Raw genomic sequence first — 18,340 nt, 5'->3', positions numbered from 1 at the left:
CCGGCCTTGGCACCCGGTGAGGGGCCAAGGCCGGCGAAGGCGCAGCCTGAACAGCTGGGCTGACTGCGTCAGTCGTTGACGCAGGTGTTGCCGAAGGCCGGGTTCAGCACCGTGATGAGGCCGGCGCTGTTGCCGCACACGTTGACGGGAACGTGGACGGGAACCTGGATGACGTTGCCGGAGAGCACACCCGGGGAACCGTGCGCGCCGCCCTTGGCGTCGGCGTCGGCGAACGCCGGGGAGGCCATGCCCAGAGCCAGAACGGCGCCCGCGACGATGGTCGCGCTCTTCTTGAGCTTCACAACATTTCCCTTCTGTCGGGTCACGCCTTTTCGGCGGTTGGGAACCGGGCGGTCAATATTTGCTTCCCGCACCGTGACCTGAGTCCTGTTAACGAGGAGGGAAGAGCGAAGAAACCGTGAAATTGATGTGATGCAGAATTTCACTCGATTGACTCAGTGCGCCAAGCCACCCTGTACTGAGGCGAGTTGACCGAAAAGCGGGGCTACCAGTCCCGTAAATGAGAGCGGGCCGCACAAGGGGCACGCTGGCCGCACAAAACCGCCCGGACCGCCGCCCTCGAAGACGAGGACGAAGCGGCCCGGGCGGACGTCGCGCGCGCGGGATCAGCCGTTGTTGACGCCGTTGCCCGAGAGCGCGGAGATGTCGCTGAGGATGTGCGACAGCGGCTCGTCGCCCTTGGCCTGCGTCGAGTTCTCGACACACTGCTGGTACTGCGGCGCCGACAGGATCGGGATGTCCTGAACGGTGACCGGAACCACGCCGACGACCGAGCCGACGTTGACCTTGGCGGGCAGGCCGACGCAGAGCTTGTTCAGCGAGCCCTGCACCGCGGAGAGCTGCGGGCTCATGTCGCCGTGGGTGGCCGAGTTGCCGAACACCGACTTGGCGTCGTTGCCGCTCATCGAGTGCGTGCCGTGGTCGTCACCAATGGCCAGCGCGGTGGGCGCGGCGGCGGCAGAGATTCCGACGACGGACGCGGCGACCGCGGCCGCTGCCATTGACTTCTTAAGCATTTCCTGTTCCTTTTCCTGGGCAGAGACACGGCTTGCTTCAGCCCGGTTCAACAGGCGAAGCGACCGCTCGGTTGCGCACGTTCACCCCATCGGATCCCTTTTCCATCGGGAACTCGACGGCTATCCATAGCCCTCCCTCAGCTATCCACAGGCACCCGCCGCGGAGAAATAATCTGATCGCATCGCTCCCGTCCTTTAGTCATTTCTTCGGCCCCACTCGCGGTCCCGACAGGAAAATACGAGTTTCATATCCCGAACGTGGGCCATCCGAGTGAACTGGAGCAACCACCGCGCGACGGCGCAGTTAGCCAAAGTGCTCCTGGACGGGGGCTGATCAGAAGGGAAATCCTGTGCTCAAGAAGGTTATGACCGCGACCGCGGTCACGGCTTCCGTAGTAGGAATGTCCGCGGCGGCGGCCCCCACCGCGTCCGCCATCGGCAACGACACCGGCACCACGTCCCTGAGCGGCAACGGCGCCTCACAGGAGTACGGCAACTTCGCCACCCACGGCAACATGAGCCCGCAGATGGCGCTCATCCAGGGCTCCTTCAACAAGCCCTGCATCGGCCTGCCCGCCAAGGCCAACGTCGGCTCCGTCGTCGGCGTGGTCCCGATCACCGTTCAGGACATCCCGATCCTGTCGGCGCCGCAGAACCAGCAGTGTGTCGAGAACTCGACGCAGGCCAAGGGCGACGAGCCGCTGTCGCACATCCTCAACGACATCCCCGTCCTCTCGGGCAACGGCGCGGGCAACCACTGACGAGCCGCCCTCAGTCCCAGCGGGCCGCCACGCTCTCCTCGGCGGCCCGCTGTGCTGTAGGGGCCGGACCCGCCGACCGGACCCGTCGGCCAGGCGCCGGACCGGTCCGCCCCACCGGGACGGTCAGGGCCGGGGCCAGAAGTCACGCCCCATGAGGTTCTTCCATTCGTGATCGGGGCGGCCCGGAACTGTCTTTCCCTGAGCACTCCACTTATGCATCAGTGATTCGTAGATCGGCACCGCACCCACGTCCGACGGCGGCCTGCTGACCGGAATGAAGCCCTGCCGCTTCCATTTTCTTCCAGCGTTACTCATGTCCCCTCCTCGGCGGCACCCATACGGTCGCCGCCTTACCGACTTTGATCGCCTGTTTACGTACCTGATTGACCGTCCTGCAAAACCACACCCGGCCCCATCAGATACGTGCTCGCGAGCACCCGGAAGGTTCAACGATTCCACGTCTCCGGCATCGCCGACAGCATGAGGAATCCTCCGAAAGAAGGCGTGGTGCCCAATGGACACGGCCGTACGACGCCTTCGTGGACACGGCATCACGGTTGTCCTCGGGAAAACGGGTCCAGGCCCTTGTCGGCAACAGGTCCAGACCCTTTGTCAGCAACAGGTCCAGGCCCTTGTCAGCACCGGGTCCACGCCGTTTTCGGCGATCAGCCCACTAATCGGCCGACCGGGTCAAGAGGCGCAACTCCCGCGCCGCCACTCAGTTGATCATCACGCGGCTCCGTAACGGAGCCCCTCTCCGAAGGGAACCCCCACCATGAAGAAGGTCCTGGCCTCCGCCGCCATCGCCGCGTCCGTCGCGGGTCTGTCGGCTGTCACGGCTCCGCAGGCCCTCGCCATCGGCGACGACCATGGCACCACGTCGAAGAGCGGCAACGGCGCCTCGCAGGTGTTCGGCAACTCCGCCACGCACGGCAACATGAGCCCGCAGATGGGGATCGTCCAGGGCTCGCTGAACAAGCCGTGTGTCGGCCTGCCGGCCAAGCTCAACGTCGGCTCCGTCGTCGGCCTGGTCCCGGTCACCGTCCAGGACATCAACGTCCTGTCCGCCCCGCAGAACCAGCAGTGTGTCGAGAACTCGACGCAGGCCAAGGGCGACGAGCCGCTGTCGCACATCCTCAGCGACATCCCCGTCCTGTCGGGCAACGGCGCGGGCAACCACTGACCAGCTCCGCACCCAGCCATCGCTCGGGGCCGGCCACCGCCGTGGCCGGCCCCGTTCGCGTCCGCGGGCGGTCCGGTCCAGCCCCTGAGAACCGGTCGTACGGACCCGAGCGGAGGACTCGTCTTCCGCTCGGGTGAAGGCGAGCTGGCCGGACACCCCCCTCCGCGAGTCATCGGCGGCGGAGCAACTGTGCCCTGTTTGGATGCGGATTTAACAGATTGTCTGCATGGAGGGATACGTCATGCGAGTTCTGAGAAAGTCCGGGACGGCCATGGCCCTGGCCGTCGGCACGGCCTGCGCCATCGGCGTCACCTGCGGCCCGGCCCTGGCCGGGGACACCGAACCGACGGCAGGCTCCAGCGAGGTGCACGCGCCACCCTCGGCCCCGGAGGCACCGGCCGACCTGCCAGGATCCGCCGCGCGGGAGGCCGAGCCACCATCACCCGCCATGGCTCCCCGGGGCAGCGCCGCCGAGCGGGCCGAGGCCCCGGCGACGGCCGTCCAGCCGGGCGCCGACGCCCCGTCGCACGCCGCCGGGTACGGCGACGACACCACGCACGAGACGTCCTCGTCGGGGTACGGGGACGACACCTCGGGGTACGGGGACGACGCCCCGGGGTACGGCGGCTCCGCGGACTCCAGCCACGGCGATGGCTACGGGGACGGGAACGGCTACGGAGACGACGAGACCCCGCCCTCGGGCTACGGCGACGACAGCCCGCCCTCGTCGCCCCCGCCCACGACGAAGCCCCCGACGACGCAGCCGCCGACCACCCATCCGCCCACGTCCCAGCCACCCATGTCCCAGCCGCCGACATCGGGCCCGCCCACCTCGACGCCCCCCACGTCCCAGCCGCCGACGTCCGGCCCTCCCACCTCGCAGTCTCCGTCTCCGTCGCCCAGCACGTCCCGCCCGCCGGAGATGGCCGAAACAGGGCACGACGGCACCGTCGCCCTCGTCGCCGCGAGCGGTCTCCTCATCGGCGCCGGTGTGCTCGTACGTCGCCTGAACCGCCGATTCGGTGACCGAGCGTAAGGACCTGAACCAAGGTCAGCCCCTCCGCGATAACGGATGAAAACACCGCTGACCTGCGAAAACATCGATGAAACGGTACGGGTCCCGCGCTGGCGCGTTCACACGGGACCCGTACCTGTTGCAGAAGTGAATGACTCTGGGCCAGAGGTGGCCCGCCCTCGCCGCACCGCCGCCACCGCGCCGAGTGACCACGCCCCCGCTCACCGCCGCGCGGAGGCCCCACCCGCGCGAAGTCCGTTGGCCCACGGGGAGGTTGCCGCCGCACCGGACACCCCCTCCGGCAGTTCGCGGCCGCGGCCCGGCTTCACTCCCGCATCGCCGCCGGAAGCGGCAAGATCCAGCCCCGCTCCGCACCGCCTCCGCCACCGGACGACCACGCGACCGGCATGTCGGACACGAGACCAGCGGGACACCTCAGCCCACCGGCGGCCGCCCCGCACGCGCCGCCCGCTGATGCCGCCCGGGACAGGCGGGGCGATCGTCCGGATTGCTCCGCGATTTTCTCTGCGACTTTCCGAAGTCCGGAATCGCGGGGGCACGCGACACGTCCCGAGCGGTGCCCGCCATCCCCGCCAGACGACCGCCCCCGGCGCCCGGCGCGCCCCCTCCGAGGCCGGGAGCGGCACCGCCCGCCCGTACGGCCCGAAACGGAAAAGAGCCCCTCTGATCCGCGTTTCCGCAGTTCAGAGGGGCTCTGGAGAGTGGAGCCTAGGGGAGTCGAACCCCTGACATCTGCCATGCAAAGACAGCGCTCTACCAACTGAGCTAAGGCCCCGAGCCAACGCCACCGGTCCGAAAGGATCACGTCCCCGCGAGCGTCGCAGACCAGAGTACCGGGTCTTCCGGGGGATCTCGCAAAAGGATTGGGGGTCCCCGTGCGCGACCACTCTCCGTAAGATGCACGACGTGGTTCGCGGCAGCGAACCACGGTCCTATGGGGAAGCGATGGGGAGACGCAACATGGACGCTGCACAGCAAGAATCAACAGCAAGAGCGCGGGAACTCCAGCGGAATTGGTACGGGGAGCCGCTGGGGGCACTGTTCCGTCGCCTCATCGACGATCTGGGCCTGAATCAGGCGCGGCTCGCCGGGGTGCTCGGTCTGTCCGCGCCCATGCTGTCCCAGCTGATGAGCGGCCAGCGCGCCAAGATCGGCAACCCGGCCGTCGTCCAGCGCGTCCAGCTGCTGCAGGAGCTGGCGGGCCAGGTCGCGGACGGAAGCGTGAGCGCCGCCGAGGCGACAGACCGCATGGATGAGATCAAGAAATCGCAGGGGGGTTCGGTACTGACCAACACCAGCCAGTCCGCGTCGAGTTCGGGTGCGCCCACCGTGAAGCGTGTGGTGCGGGAGATCCAGTCGCTGCTGCGCTCCGTCGCGGCCGCGGGCGACATCATCGATGCCGCGGACGCCCTCGCCCCGACCCACCCGGAACTGGCAGAGTTCCTCCGGGTATACGGAGCGGGCCGCACCGCGGACGCGGTCGCCCACTACGAAGCGCACCAGAGCTGAGCCGCCGACCGGGCCGCTGCCGGGCGGCCCGGAAGGGGAGCGGGACACGACCATGGGTGAGGTCTTCGCGGGCCGGTACGAACTCGTCGACCCGGTGGGGCGCGGGGGAGTAGGCGCCGTATGGCGCGCCTGGGACCATCGGCGGCGTCGCTATGTGGCCGCCAAGGTCCTCCAGCAGCGCGATGCCCACACCTTGCTCCGTTTCGTGCGGGAGCAGGCACTGCGGATCGACCATCCGCATGTGCTCGCTCCCGCCAGCTGGGCGGCCGACGACGATCAGGTCCTGTTCACCATGGACCTGATCACCGGCGGCTCCCTCGCCCATGTCATCGGGGACTACGGGGCTCTGCCACCCCGCTACTGCTGCACGCTCCTGGATCAACTCCTCGCCGGTCTCGCGGCGGTGCACGCGGAGGGCGTCGTGCACCGCGACATCAAGCCCGCCAACATCCTGCTCGAGGCCACCGGGACCCGGCGGCCGCATCTGCGCCTGTCCGACTTCGGGATCTCGATGCGCAAGGGCGAGCCGCGACTGACCGAAACCGACCACGTGGTGGGCACCCCGGGCTACTTCGCGCCCGAGCAAATGCTGGGCGCCGAGCCGGACTTCACCGCTGACCTCTTCGCCGTCGGCCTCGTCGCCCTCCATCTCCTGCAGGGCGCCAAGCCCGATGCCAAGGCCCTCATCGAGCACTTCGCCGCGCACGGCACCCCGAGGGCGCCCCGGGGTGTGCCCGAGCCGTTGTGGCAGGTCATCGCCACGCTGTTGCAGCCGGATCCGCAGGCACGCTTCCGGACCGCCACGGGGGCGCGCAAGGCGCTCGCCGCCGCCACCGAGATGCTCCCGGAGCCCGGCCACGAAGACGAACTCGTCGAGATCTTCGACCAATTGGGCCCGCTGCCCGAGGCCTTCGGCCCCGACGGCCCGCTGACCCCCGCGCCCCAGCCACCGCCGACGCGTCCTCCCGTACCTCAGCACCCCGGATCTGAGCATCCCGGATCCCAACACCCCGGATCCCACCACTCGGGATCCCACCACTCGGCATCCCAGCTGTCCGCCTCCCCACACACGGGATCCCCCCACTCCGCATCCGGGCCCGCCGTGCCCCAGCCTCCGATGGCGCGGCCGACCACGCCCTCGCCCCAGGTCCGGTACGAGGGCTCCACCGGCTCCCCACTGCCCGTTCCCCCGCCGTCCCTCCCCCCGCGCCCTCCGATGCCGGAGTCCGGCAGCTTCCCCCTTCCCCCACCGCTTCAAGCACCCCCACAGCCCGTGCGGCCGCCCACTCCCCCCACACCGATGCCCACGGCCGCGCCCACCTCCACCCCCACTGCCATACCCACGCCAGCACCGCCCGCGCCCCAGGCACCGCCCCGCACCACGGAACACACCCAAGTCCCGCCCGAGCACACCCCACTTCCTCCCGCGCCCGCCCACGTGGCCTCCCCCCGTCCGGCCGCACCCGCGAGCGACCCCTCACTGGCCACGAACTCCGCGGCGCGGCGTGCCTACGCCTACGCTCCTACTTCTCCATACACCGCTCGCCCGGGGCAGGTTCCACCTTCGAGCACCCCAATTCCGGGCCCGAAGGAACAAGTTGAGAACGAGCGGCAGCACCACCGAGCCCCCGCGACTGACCAGCTCCACCAGCCTGATCCGGCCGATCACTCCAGCCGGGCCCCACAACCCGACCAGGCCCATCACCTCGACCAGGCCGATCAGCCGGACCGACCGGCGGGAGCGGCTGGACCGGATGGACCGGACCGACCGGACCAAGCCGACCGGCCGGACCGGACCCAGCAGCCGCAACGCCCCCGCACCACCGGCTCACACGCCGCCCGGAGGCGGCAGCGCACCGGCCCGCCCGCGAAGGTGGCCCTGCCGATGCTGCTCGTCGCGCTCGCCTGTTTCGCGGTGGGTTTCTGGGCGCTGACACGCATCTGAGCCGGGGCCCGGCGGCGCACGCCGGTACTCACCTGCTCACAGCCCCGAGCGCATGGGCGCCAGGGCACCCGTCCTCACGCCGACGCCCGCCTGCGCCCCACCGCCGTCCACACGCCGAGGATGGTCACCAGCACCGTCCCCGTACCGATGCCCGCGACCGCGAGTGTCTTCATGGCGGCGTCGCCGCCGGTGCCACCGGCCGCCGCCTCGCCCCGGCGCGGTGTCCGCCCGCCGTCGTCGGCGGAGCCTGCGGCTCCGCCCCGTGCCGCCTCCTCGTCCCGTTCCGTGACGCCGAACTCGTCCGCGGGCCGTGCCGCACCGGCGTACGCCGGTGCGGGGTGCCGCTCCCCGGTGACGCCCACGCGCAGGGTCAGACCGATCGCGCCGTCACCGAACCGCTGCCCGACGTCCGGGTCAAGGGAGACGGCGAGGTAGTACCACCCGGCGAACCGGACCTCGGCGACGCGTGAGATCGGCGCGTAGCGGTTCTCGTACGTCACGGGCGGCAGGGTGGGCAGCGCGGTCGACTTCTGGCGGCCGTCGTATGAGGTGTCGATGTCGTCGACCAGTCCGCGCGCGGGGTTGAGGACGGAGACGACCAGGGCGGCCGTCACGTACTCACGGCCACCCGGCCCGCCCGCGCCGGGCCCGCCCGAGCCGCCGAGTTCGACGGTGGCGGAGAGCCGCTGCCCCCAGTCGACGGGCACGCGGTAGTAGCGGGTCCGCCCGGGTTCGAGACGGTCGCCCCAGACGCCGGTCTCCAGGGCCGTGGCCGTGCTGAAGCTGTCGCCACCCGCGCGTGGGAGCACCGGTCCGGCGGGCGGCTCTGGTGTGACGGACTCCTCGGCCCGGGGCGGTGTCGTCGCGCCCCGCTCGGCGAGGGCGGGCTCCGAGGCGAGGTACAGCTCCAGATCCCAGTCCTCCGGAGTGGACGGTTTCTCCGTCGAGGGGGACATCGACGACCTGGAGGACGCGGTCCGCTCGACGACCACGTAGTACGTGCCGGCCCGCGCGCAGCGCCCGTCGGCCTCGCCCGCATCGCGCACGGCCGAGGCGGTGAGCGGACGCGGGCTGCGTGAGGCACCGAAGCGGACGGAGCCGGAGTCGCAGTCGAAACCGTTCGCGTCCTCGACGGACACCTGGATGCCGTCCGCGAAACCGACGCGGCTGCCGAGGCCGGGAAGCGCGGTGACGGAGGCGTAGACGTTCTCCCGGGCGCCCAGTTCGAGCCGGTAGTAGAGCTCGGTCGAGCCCCCGCCCGCTCCGGGGTGTGCGATGGAGCTCTTGTACGTCGCTCCGGGCATGAGCCTGCGGCTTCCGGTGCTGCTGGACGTACCGGCGACGGTCCGGGTGTCGTCGGCAAAGGTGTACGGCTGGGGCGTCTCGGCCGCGTGGGCGCTTCTTGGGGGCGCTGTCACGCACCACACCGCGCCCAGGAGTGCGGCGGTCGCGCCCGCCACCGTCCGACGGCCCGCACCCTGCCACGTCACGCCGCTCTCCACCTCACCCTCCATTGATTTGCTCAAGCAAGCAATGAAATTGCGCAAGTGAACCAAAGGGGCGCAGCCGCCGCCACCCGCTACGGGAGCACCCGGAGCCAGAGGGCCGGGGACCTCAGCCGGTCCCGGCGGGGCCCGGGACGGCGACGTCACGCACGACAGGAGACGTCACGCGCGACACCAGAGAACACGACACCAGAGAACACGACACCGGAGAACGCGACACCAGAGAACACGACGCGGGAGAACACGACGCCGGAGAAGCGGGACAAAACCCCTTCACGCAGCACAGGGCCCCGACCGCTCTGGCGATCGGGGCCCTGTGACGAGACTGCTGTCGATACTCACGAACCCGTGGGCACGGAGTCAGTCGCCTCCGTCCACAGATCCTGCTCGGCGCGATCCGCCTGGATCTGGCGGTACACGAGGAGCCCGCCGATGGCGGCCAGTGCGACCAGGAGAAGCTTCTTCACCGCGCGACCTCGTCTTTCCTTGACGTAAGGGACTACTGGCGCCCGACTATACACACCGACCGATACCGATCGGTGACCTGGATCGGGCCCAACTCCCCACCGGAACAGCACAGTAGAAGCGGACTAAACCACTCCGCCCGCGCCTTCGCCCTGTGTGATGTTCGCCGCCTTTTGCCCCGGCTCCTGGGTTTCTCGGCCCTGTTGCACCCATCCGGGTGGTGTTCATCTGAACATCGGCGTGACGGGAGCGTCGGTCCCCCACTGTCGGCTCGCCATACACATCATGAGGAAAGTACGCAAATCGCCCAACCCGAAAGTGAGGGGCCATGCCCGCCACCAAGGCCATGAAACTGTGGACCACGATCGTCACCGCCGTCCTCGCGCTCTTCGCCACGCTCGGCTTCGCCTCGCAGGCCGCCGCGGCGCCCGTACAGCAGGCCACGACGACGTGCAAGAGCACGACGAGCGCGACGGCGCCCGTGCTCGCCGCCTGGATGGCAGCGTACGAACGGTCCCTGCCCCCCACGATGAAGCAGCGCATCCGCGCCGAGGCCCACGGCTCGACCCCGAGCTGCCGCCACCTGCCCACGACGGACGCGGACGCCTCCGACGACAGCGGCGCACTGACCGGCGCGAGTCTCGCCGCCGAGCCGTAGTCCCCGGCCCGCACGCCCCGTACTCACGCAGAAGACCCCCAGCCGCTACCGGCTGGGGGTCTTCTCGCTGTGGGGCTACCTGGATTTGAACCAGGGACCTCATCCTTATCAGGGATGCGCTCTAACCAACTGAGCTATAGCCCCGCCGCGCTTCTCGGGTGTGCCCCGCGCGCTGACCTCTGAAGATTAGCGCACGTGGGGGCCAGTCCCAAAATCGATGGTTCCGGGGGCCCTGAGCAGGCCCTGATGCCGCCCGGCCACAGGGCCGGTGGCCCTCTGCCCGCACGGGTGGGAAACGAGCGGCCGGGCTCGGGGGAATGCCGCCCCGGTAAGCGAAAAGGTCCCGGCGTCCTCTCAGAGGAACACCGGGACCGTCCGTCAAGTAGGTCTTGAAGATCACAGAGGCTGACGTCACCGAGGGTCGGGGACCACAGGGGTCGAAGACCAGTCAGGCCGAAGACCACTCAGGCCGAGGAACCCCTGACAGCCAGGGCGGCCTGGGAGGCCGCGGCTATTCGTCCTCGGCCAGCGTCAGTTCCACGCCGCCGACGAAGCCCGCGGAGAGGTTGTAGATGAACGCGCCCAGGGTCGCGAGCGCCGTGGCGAGGACGACGTCGATGACCGCGATGATCGAGGTGAAGATCAGCACGCGCGGCAGCGAAAGGAACGCCTGCAGGTCGAAGCCGTTGGACTCGTTCGAGCCCGTCGCCTCGGAGATCGTGCCGCCGACCGTCGAGAAGACGCCCATCGCGTCCATGACCATCCACAGCACCGCGGCCGCGACGATCGTGCAGATGCCGAGCGCGATGGAGAGCAGGAAGCTGACCTTCATCACCGACCAGGGGTCGGCCTTGGCGACCCGCAGCCTGGCCTTGCGCGTGCGCGGGGTAGTGCGCGCCCCCGTGCGTGGACGGCGGACCGACCCGGCGGGAGCCGCCTGGTAGGCCTGCGGCGGGTGATACGGCTGCGAGCCCTGCTGCTGCGGCGGGCGCTCGCCGGGCAGCGCGCTGGAGCCGCTCGCGCCCGCGCCCGCGCTGTCCTTGGCGCCCTTGGTGGCCTTGGTGTCCTTGCCGTCCTTGGTGTCGTTGCCGTTCCTGCTGGCCTTGCCGTCCGGGCCGTCGACGCTCTTCTTCGTCTTGGTGCCTCGGCCTCGGGTGTCCGTCACAGTCCCCCCCTGGGATCCATGAGACTCGTGGGAGTCAGTATCAGTGGCGGGGCCACGGGCACCGTCCGTGCCGGTTCTGCTCGATCCGGCGGCGCCCGTACCCGTGGCTCCACTCACGATGACTCACTCCTCGCGCTACTCGGCCGGGGACTGTGTGCCCTCGTCCGCGCCGACGGCCGGAGTCTCGTCGGACGATTCGTCGATCCCGTCGACTTCCTCGGCCTCACGCCCCGCCTCGGCGTTACGAGCGATGCCGACGACGGCATCGCGCTTGCCCAGGTTGATCAGTTGGACGCCCATGGTGTCACGGCCCGTCTCCCTGACCTCGTTGACTCGCGTACGAATCACACCGCCGGACAGGGTGATGGCGAGGATCTCATCGGTCTCCTCGACCACCAGCGCGCCGACGAGCTCACCACGGTCCTCGACGATCTTGGCGGCCTTGATGCCGAGACCACCGCGGCCCTGGACGCGGTACTCGTCGACGGCGGTCCGCTTCGCGTACCCACCATCGGTGGCGGTGAAGACGAACGTACCGGGCCGCACCACATTCATCGAGAGCAGCTGATCGCTGTCGCGGAAGCTCATGCCCTTGACGCCGGAGGTCGCGCGGCCCATCGGACGCAGTGCGTCATCCGTCGCCGTGAACCGGATCGACTGCGCCTTCTTGCTGATCAGAAGCAGATCGTCCTCGGCCGACACCAGCTCGGCGCCGATCAGCTCGTCGTCCGAACCGTCGTCCGTCTCCCGCAGATTGATGGCGATGACGCCGCCGGAGCGAGGCGAATCGTAATCCTTCAGAGGCGTCTTCTTGACCAGACCGCCCTTGGTGGCGAGGACCAGGTAGGGCGCCGCCTCGTAGTCACGGATCGCGAGGATCTCGGCGATGGCCTCGTCCGGCTGGAAGGCGAGCAGGTTCGCCACGTGCTGGCCACGGGCGTCGCGGCCGACGTCCGGGAGCTCGTAGGCCTTCGCACGGTAGACGCGGCCCTTGTTCGTGAAGAACAGCAGCCAGTGGTGCGTGGTCGACACGAAGAAGTGGTCGACGATGTCGTCCTGCTTCAGCTTCGTGCCGCGCACGCCCTTGCCGCCGCGCTTCTGCGAGCGGTAGTCCTCCGTCTTGGTGCGCTTGATGTAGCCGCCACGCGTGATGGTGACGACGATGTCCTCTTCGGCGATCAGGTCCTCGATGGACATGTCACCGTCGAAGGGCACGAGCGCGGAGCGCCGGTCCTCGCCGAACTTGTCGACGATCGCCGCGAGTTCCTCGCTGACGATCGCCCGCTGCCGCTGGGGCGAGGCGAGGATCTCGTTGTACTGGTCGATCTTCAGCTGGAGCTCGTCGTGCTCCTGGATGATCTTCTGGCGCTCCAGGGCGGCCAGTCGGCGCAGCTGCATCTCCAGGATGGCGTTCGCCTGGATCTCGTCGATCTGCAGCAGGCCCATCAGGCCCTCGCGCGCGACGTCGACGGTGTCGCTGCGCCGGATGAGCGCGATGACCTCGTCGATGGCGTCCAGGGCCTTCAGGAGGCCGCGCAGGATGTGGGCGCGCTCCTCGGCCTTACGCAGACGGAACTTCGTCCGCCGGATGATGACCTCGATCTGGTGGCTCACCCAGTGGCGGATGAACGCGTCCAGGGAGAGGGTGCGCGGCACGCCGTCGACGAGCGCCAGCATGTTGGCGCCGAAGTTCGTCTGCAGGTCCGTGTGCTTGTACAGGTTGTTCAGGACGACCTTGGCGACCGCGTCCCGCTTCAGGACGATGACCAGGCGCTGGCCCGTACGAGAAGACGTTTCGTCACGGACGTCCGCGATGCCGCCGACCTTGCCGTCCTTGACCAGGTCGGCGATCTTCTGCGCGAGGTTGTCCGGGTTGACCTGGTACGGGAGCTCGGTGACCACCAGGCACTGGCGGTTCTGGATCTCCTCGACCTCGACGACCGCGCGCATCGTGATGGAGCCGCGGCCCGTGCGGTACGCCTCCTCGATGCCCTTGCGGCCGACGACGAGGGCGCCGGTCGGGAAGTCCGGGCCCTTGATGCGCTCGACCAGGGCGTCGAGCAGCTCCTCGTGCGAGGCCTCCGGGTGCTCCAGGGCCCACTGCGCGCCCGCCGCGACCTCGCGGAGGTTGTGCGGCGGGATGTTGGTCGCCATGCCGACCGCGATGCCCGCCGAACCGTTGATCAGCAGGTTCGGGAAGCGGGACGGCAGGACGGTGGGCTCCTGGGAGCGGCCGTCGTAGTTGTCCGTGAAGTCGACGGTCTCCTCGTCGATGTCCCGGACCATCTCCATGGACAGCGGCGCCATCTTGCACTCGGTGTAGCGCATGGCGGCCGCCGGGTCGTTGCCCGGAGAGCCGAAGTTGCCGTTGGAGTCGACGAGCGGCATGCGCATCGACCAGGGCTGGGCGAGGCGGACCAGGGCGTCGTAGATCGAGGAGTCGCCGTGCGGGTGGTAGTTGCCCATGACGTCGCCGACGACGCGGGCGCACTTGTAGAAGCCCTTCTCGGGGCGGTACCCGCCGTCGTACATCGCGTACAGGACGCGGCGGTGCACGGGCTTGAGACCGTCGCGGACGTCCGGCAGCGCGCGGGACACGATGACGGACATCGCATAGTCCAGGTACGAGCGCTGCATCTCGGTCTCGAGCCCGACGGGCTCGATGCGCACCGTCTGGCCTTCGCCGTCCTCGGCAGGGGTGGGGCTGTTCTCGTCGGCCATGGCCGGTCAAGATCCTTTCGTACGTCAGTCAGCAGCCGTCGGGGCGCCTGACCGGCTCAGATGTCGAGGAAGCGGACGTCCTTGGCGTTGCGCTGGATGAACGAGCGGCGGGCCTCGACGTCCTCGCCCATGAGGACCGAGAAGAGGTCGTCGGCCTGGGCGGCGTCGTCGAGCGTGACCTGGCCGAGCACGCGGTGCTCGATGTCCATCGTGGTGATGCGCAGCTCCTCGGCGTTCATCTCGCCGAGACCCTTGAAGCGCTGGACCGAGTCGTCCCGGATCCGCTTGCCGTTCTGGCGGCCGAGCTCGATCAGCGCGTCGCGCTCGCGGTCCGAGTACGCGTACTCGAAGTCGTCCTTGCCCCACTTGATCTTGTAGAGCGGCGGGCGGGACAGGAACACGTGGCCCGCCTCGACCAGCGGCCGCATGAAGCGGAACAGGAACGTCAGGAGCAGGGTGTTGATGTGCTGGCCGTCGACGTCGGCGTCCGCCATCAGGATGATCTTGTGATAGCGGAGCTTCTCGATGTCGAAGTCCTCGTGGACTCCGGTGCCGAAGGCCGAGATCAGCGCCTGGATCTCCTGGTTCTGCAGGATCTTGTCGACGCGGGCCTTCTCGACGTTCAGGATCTTGCCTCGGATCGGCAGGATGGCCTGGTACTCCGGGTTGCGGCCGGACTTGGCCGAGCCGCCGGCGGAGTCACCCTCGACGATGAAGATCTCGCACTTCGTCGGGTCGTTCGACTGGCAGTCGGAGAGCTTGCCCGGCAGGGAAGCGCTCTCCAGGAGGCCCTTGCGACGGGTGAGGTCGCGCGCCTTGCGGGCGGCCACGCGCGCGGTCGCGGCAGCGATGCCCTTGCGGATGATGTCGGCCGCTTCGTTCGGGTTGCGGTCGAACCAGTCCGTCAGGTGCTCGTGGACGACCTTCTGGACGAAGGTCTTCGCCTCGGTGTTGCCCAGCTTCGTCTTCGTCTGGCCCTCGAACTGCGGCTCGCCGAGCTTGACGGAGATGATCGCGGTCAGACCCTCGCGGACGTCCTCGCCCGTGAGGTTGTCGTCCTTCTCACGGAGCAGCTTCTTGTCGCGCGCGTAACGGTTCACCAGACCGGTCAGCGCGGCGCGGAAGCCCTCCTCGTGGGTGCCGCCCTCGTGCGTGTGGATCGTGTTCGCGAAGGAGTACACCCCCTCGCTGTACTGCGAGTTCCACTGCATCGCGATCTCGACCGAGAGCATGCGCTCCTTGTCCTCGGCCTCGACGTCGATGACGGTGGGGTGGATGACCTCGCCCTTGCGGGAGTTGAGGTACTTCACGAAGTCGACGATGCCGCCTTCGTAGTGGTACGTGACGGTGCGGGCCTCGGCGGCCTCGTCGTCGGTGGCCTCGGCGCTGTCGGCGCCCGCCGTGGCCTTCGCCGACTCGCGCTCGTCGGTGAGCTTGATCGTCAGGCCCTTGTTGAGGAAGGCCATCTCCTGGAAGCGCCGTGCGAGCGTCTCGAAGGAGTACTCGGTGGTCTCGAAGACGTCCGGGTCGGCCCAGAAGGTGACCGTCGTCCCGGAGTCCTCGACCTGCTCGTGCTTGGCGAGGGGCGCGGTCGGCACACCCAGCTTGTAGTCCTGCGTCCAGCGGTACCCGTCACGCTTGATGTCCACGGAGACCTTGGTGGACAGCGCGTTCACCACGGAGACGCCGACGCCGTGCAGACCGCCGGAGACGGCGTAGCCGCCGCCGCCGAACTTGCCGCCCGCGTGCAGCACGGTCAGGACGACCTCGACGGCGGGCTTCTTCTCCACGGGGTGGATGTCCACGGGGATGCCGCGGCCGTTGTCGATGACGCGCACGCCGCCGTCAGCGAGGATCGTGACGTCGATGGTGTCGGCGTGGCCGGCCAGCGCCTCGTCGACGGAGTTGTCGACGACCTCCTGCACCAGGTGGTGCAGGCCGCGCTCGCCGGTCGAGCCGATGTACATGCCGGGCCGCTTGCGGACCGCGTCCAGACCCTCGAGGACGGTGATAGCGCTGGCGTCATACGACGCCGCACCCTCGGGGGGCGCGGCGCCGTCGCCGGCGGCAGTGGACGGGATGTTCTCGTTGGGGTTGCCGGAATCGGCCACGAAGCGCCCTTTCTGGCACAGCACAAGCCAAGCTCCCGGCGCTGGCCGGAGCGGCTGCGGCGTGTTGCGTTGGTAAGCCTGGTTCAGCTCTTGCTCAGCTTCTCCCGCTGGGTCCCCACGACTGGGGCGGGATTAGCTTCCAGTCTACCGGTAGCGCTGACAGTGATGGGGGTTTGCCGGTACCTGAGTCCGCATGTGCCGCCCTGAACCGGCATCAGCCGACTCCCCATATGCGGCCCCGGGCTCCAAGAGGCTCACAGCGGCACTCAGCGCTTCGGGCGGACAACCCCCAGCTACCGACCGGATCTCGTCACCCGTAGGTGTCGCCGGGGCCGGTGCTTCCGGGGGCGCGCAGGGGTCCGAAGCGGCGTGCGGGGCCACCGGGGCCGAGGACCTTGATGACGCGTACGGTGCCGTGGCCCAGGTCCTCGTTCAGGCGCGCGACCAGCTGCGGAGCCAGCAGGCGCAGGTTCGTCGCCCAGGCCGTGGAGTCGCACTGCACGGTCAGGACGCGCTCGTTCTCGTCGTACCGCTGCGGCACACAGTGCTTGGCCAGGTCCTCGCCGACGATCTGCGGCCAGCGGCCCATCACGCCGCCGACGGCCGCCGGGGTCTCCCAGCCGCGCTCGGTGATCAGACGGTTGATGGCGGAGCCGAGCGGCAGCGGATCGCGCCCGTCGGCGCGCGCGCCCGAGCGCAGGCCTCCGCGCCGGGCCTGCTTCTTCTGCCGGTTCGCGTCCCCACGCGCGCGTGCCTGCTCCTTCGCGGCGCGCAGGGCGACCCGCGCGAGGTCCACGCCGGACGGCTCGGGGGGCGTCGGCTTCGCGGGCTTCTCGCGCTCCCCTGGCTGCGACGGCTCAGCGGACTCGGTCATACGCGGCTCACCTCGCCCTCGGACACGGTGTAGCGGGTACCGCTCAGGACGCCGGGCACGTCGTCGTCCACGGCGGCCGTCACCAGGACCTGCTCGCCAGGGGCGACCAGCTCCGCGAGGCGCTCGCGGCGGCGGGCGTCCAGCTCGGCGAAGACGTCGTCGAGGACGAGCACGGGTTCGTTGCCCTCGGCCCTGAGCAGGTCGTAGGAGGCGAGGCGCAGGGCCAGGGCGTAGGACCACGACTCTCCATGGGAGGCGTATCCCTTCGCGGGCAGCTGGCCAAGTTTGAGTAGTAGGTCGTCCCTGTGGGGTCCCACCAGGGTGACACCCCGCTCGATCTCCTGCTTGCGGGCCTCGGCGAGCGCAGCCATCAGCTGTTCGTAGAGGGCCTCGCGGTCGCGGGCCTCGCCCGGAGCGGACGGCTTGTAGTCGAGGGCGATCGGGCCGCCGCCGGGCGCCAGCTGTTCGTACGCCTTGTCGGCGAGGGGCTCGAGCGCGGCGATCAGGTCGAGCCGCTGGGCGAACAGTTCGGCGCCCGCGCGCGCGAGGTGCTGGTCCCAGACGTCGAGGGTGGACAGGTCCATGGAGCGGCCGCCGTGGCGGCGGGCCAGGGCGGCCGACTTCAGCAGCGTGTTGCGCTGCTTGAGGACCCGGTCGTAGTCGGAGCGCACCGCGGCCATGCGCGGCGAGCGGGCGGTGATCAGCTCGTCCAGGAAGCGCCGGCGCTCCCCGGGGTCGCCCTTGATCAGCGCCAGGTCCTCGGGGGCGAACAGGACCGTGCGCACGATGCCGAGGATGTCACGGGGCCTGACCTGCGACGATCTATTGATGCGGGCGCGGTTCGATTTGCCGGGGTTCAGTTCGAGTTCGATCAGCTGCTGGCGCTCGCCCTGGCGGACGGCGGCCCGGATGACGGCCCGGTCGGCGCCCACGCGCACCAGAGGCGCGTCCGAGGAGACCCGGTGGCTGCCGAGCGTCGCGAGATAGCCGACGGCCTCGACGAGGTTGGTCTTGCCCTGGCCGTTCGGGCCCACGAACGCGGTGACGCCCGGGTCGAGCGGAACCTCGACCTGGGCGTACGAGCGGAAGTCGGCCAGGGACAGATGCGTGACGTGCATGGTGTGCGCCGACCTCCCCCGGCTCTCCTTCTGTACGTGCGACCGGCCCGTCCACCGCGGACCGCACAGGCTGTGGACGGGGTCGCGCGGACCGCGGACAGGCACCGCGCGCGGACCGCCGACCGCGGTCCAGGCGCTGTGGATCGGCGCTAGCCCTTGGACTCGACGGCGTGGCCGCCGAACTGGTTGCGCAGCGCCGCGATCATCTTCATCTGCGGCGAGTCGTCCTGGCGCGAGGCGAAGCGGGCGAAC

The 18,340-nt window shown here is 69.5% G+C and carries 16 protein-coding genes, 2 tRNA genes and 1 pseudogene; 6 read left to right on the top strand and 13 right to left on the bottom strand.

Going from position 1 to position 18,340, the window contains the following annotated elements; genetic code table 11:
• Positions 1–68: 68 nt before the first annotated feature.
• Positions 69–326 carry a chaplin gene (locus AC07A4_RS37785; RefSeq protein ID WP_478608120.1) on the bottom strand — a complete coding sequence of 86 codons (258 nt, stop codon included), beginning with the start codon at positions 324–326 and terminating at the stop codon, positions 69–71.
• 300 nt (positions 327–626) lie between these two features.
• Positions 627–1,037: a rodlin gene (locus tag AC07A4_RS37780; protein ID WP_478608118.1), complete on the bottom strand. Its 411-nt coding sequence runs from the start codon at positions 1,035–1,037 to the stop codon at positions 627–629.
• 350 nt (positions 1,038–1,387) lie between these two features.
• Here AC07A4_RS37780 and AC07A4_RS37775 point away from each other — a divergent pair, with 350 nt between their 5' ends.
• From AC07A4_RS37775 to AC07A4_RS37765, 3 genes are all read left to right on the top strand, one after another.
• The gene (locus tag AC07A4_RS37775; protein ID WP_478608115.1) at positions 1,388–1,798 is read left to right on the top strand and encodes a rodlin; all 411 of its coding nucleotides are present in this window, start codon (positions 1,388–1,390) and stop codon (positions 1,796–1,798) included.
• A 775-nt stretch (positions 1,799–2,573) separates the two neighbouring features.
• Positions 2,574–2,981, top strand: coding sequence for a rodlin (locus AC07A4_RS37770; protein ID WP_478608112.1), 408 nt, complete (start codon positions 2,574–2,576; stop codon positions 2,979–2,981).
• A gap of 241 nt (positions 2,982–3,222) precedes the next feature.
• A complete protein-coding gene (locus AC07A4_RS37765; protein ID WP_478608109.1) occupies positions 3,223–4,017 on the top strand; it encodes a hypothetical protein in 795 nt (264 codons plus the stop codon).
• Positions 4,018–4,719: 702 nt separating this feature from the next.
• On the opposite strand, the gene AC07A4_RS37760 is transcribed toward AC07A4_RS37765, so the two are convergent.
• Positions 4,720–4,792, bottom strand: a tRNA-Ala gene (locus AC07A4_RS37760).
• A gap of 185 nt (positions 4,793–4,977) precedes the next feature.
• Between AC07A4_RS37760 and AC07A4_RS37755 the strand changes: the two genes are divergently transcribed.
• Entirely contained in the window at positions 4,978–5,526 is a 549-nt protein-coding gene (locus AC07A4_RS37755; RefSeq protein WP_478608106.1) for a helix-turn-helix domain-containing protein, read from the top strand.
• A 52-nt stretch (positions 5,527–5,578) separates the two neighbouring features.
• Positions 5,579–7,471: a serine/threonine-protein kinase gene (locus tag AC07A4_RS37750; protein WP_478608103.1), complete on the top strand. Its 1,893-nt coding sequence runs from the start codon at positions 5,579–5,581 to the stop codon at positions 7,469–7,471.
• Between the two features lie 74 nt (positions 7,472–7,545).
• On the opposite strand, the gene AC07A4_RS37745 is transcribed toward AC07A4_RS37750, so the two are convergent.
• The 3 genes from AC07A4_RS37745 to AC07A4_RS37735 form a co-directional block, all read right to left on the bottom strand.
• Complete coding sequence (locus tag AC07A4_RS37745) at positions 7,546–8,961, bottom strand: hypothetical protein (RefSeq protein ID WP_478608100.1); 1,416 nt, start codon at positions 8,959–8,961, stop codon at positions 7,546–7,548.
• A 158-nt stretch (positions 8,962–9,119) separates the two neighbouring features.
• Positions 9,120–9,260, bottom strand: coding sequence for a pentapeptide repeat-containing protein (locus AC07A4_RS37740; protein WP_478608097.1), 141 nt, complete (start codon positions 9,258–9,260; stop codon positions 9,120–9,122).
• A 54-nt stretch (positions 9,261–9,314) separates the two neighbouring features.
• Positions 9,315–9,443, bottom strand: coding sequence for a DLW-39 family protein (locus AC07A4_RS37735; protein WP_003999697.1), 129 nt, complete (start codon positions 9,441–9,443; stop codon positions 9,315–9,317).
• Positions 9,444–9,769: 326 nt separating this feature from the next.
• Here AC07A4_RS37735 and AC07A4_RS37730 point away from each other — a divergent pair, with 326 nt between their 5' ends.
• Positions 9,770–10,099: a DUF6344 domain-containing protein gene (locus AC07A4_RS37730; protein WP_478608092.1), complete on the top strand. Its 330-nt coding sequence runs from the start codon at positions 9,770–9,772 to the stop codon at positions 10,097–10,099.
• Between the two features lie 70 nt (positions 10,100–10,169).
• Here AC07A4_RS37730 and AC07A4_RS37725 read toward each other — a convergent pair.
• The 7 genes and pseudogenes from AC07A4_RS37725 to AC07A4_RS37695 form a co-directional block, all read right to left on the bottom strand.
• Positions 10,170–10,243 (bottom strand) — tRNA-Ile (locus AC07A4_RS37725).
• Between the two features lie 367 nt (positions 10,244–10,610).
• Complete coding sequence (locus AC07A4_RS37720) at positions 10,611–11,381, bottom strand: DUF3566 domain-containing protein (RefSeq protein ID WP_478608089.1); 771 nt, start codon at positions 11,379–11,381, stop codon at positions 10,611–10,613.
• A gap of 18 nt (positions 11,382–11,399) precedes the next feature.
• Positions 11,400–13,985, bottom strand: a complete 2,586-nt coding sequence (gyrA, locus tag AC07A4_RS37715; RefSeq protein WP_478608086.1) for a DNA gyrase subunit A — start codon at positions 13,983–13,985, stop codon at positions 11,400–11,402.
• Positions 13,986–14,041: 56 nt separating this feature from the next.
• Complete coding sequence (gene gyrB / locus AC07A4_RS37710; protein WP_478608083.1) at positions 14,042–16,120, bottom strand: DNA topoisomerase (ATP-hydrolyzing) subunit B; 2,079 nt, start codon at positions 16,118–16,120, stop codon at positions 14,042–14,044.
• Positions 16,121–16,406: 286 nt separating this feature from the next.
• The gene (locus tag AC07A4_RS37705; protein ID WP_478608080.1) at positions 16,407–16,970 is read right to left on the bottom strand and encodes a DciA family protein; all 564 of its coding nucleotides are present in this window, start codon (positions 16,968–16,970) and stop codon (positions 16,407–16,409) included.
• Positions 16,967–18,088, bottom strand: coding sequence for a DNA replication/repair protein RecF (gene recF / locus AC07A4_RS37700; protein WP_478608078.1), 1,122 nt, complete (start codon positions 18,086–18,088; stop codon positions 16,967–16,969). Before recF ends, AC07A4_RS37705 begins: the two co-directional genes overlap by 4 nt.
• Before the next feature lie 149 nt (positions 18,089–18,237).
• Positions 18,238–18,340, bottom strand: a pseudogene (locus tag AC07A4_RS37695) (6-phosphogluconate dehydrogenase); the annotation flags it as partial.

It is taken from the genome of Streptomyces sp. NPDC043996 (genome assembly GCF_056435225.1).
This window is presented reverse-complemented; position numbering and strand designations above follow the sequence as displayed.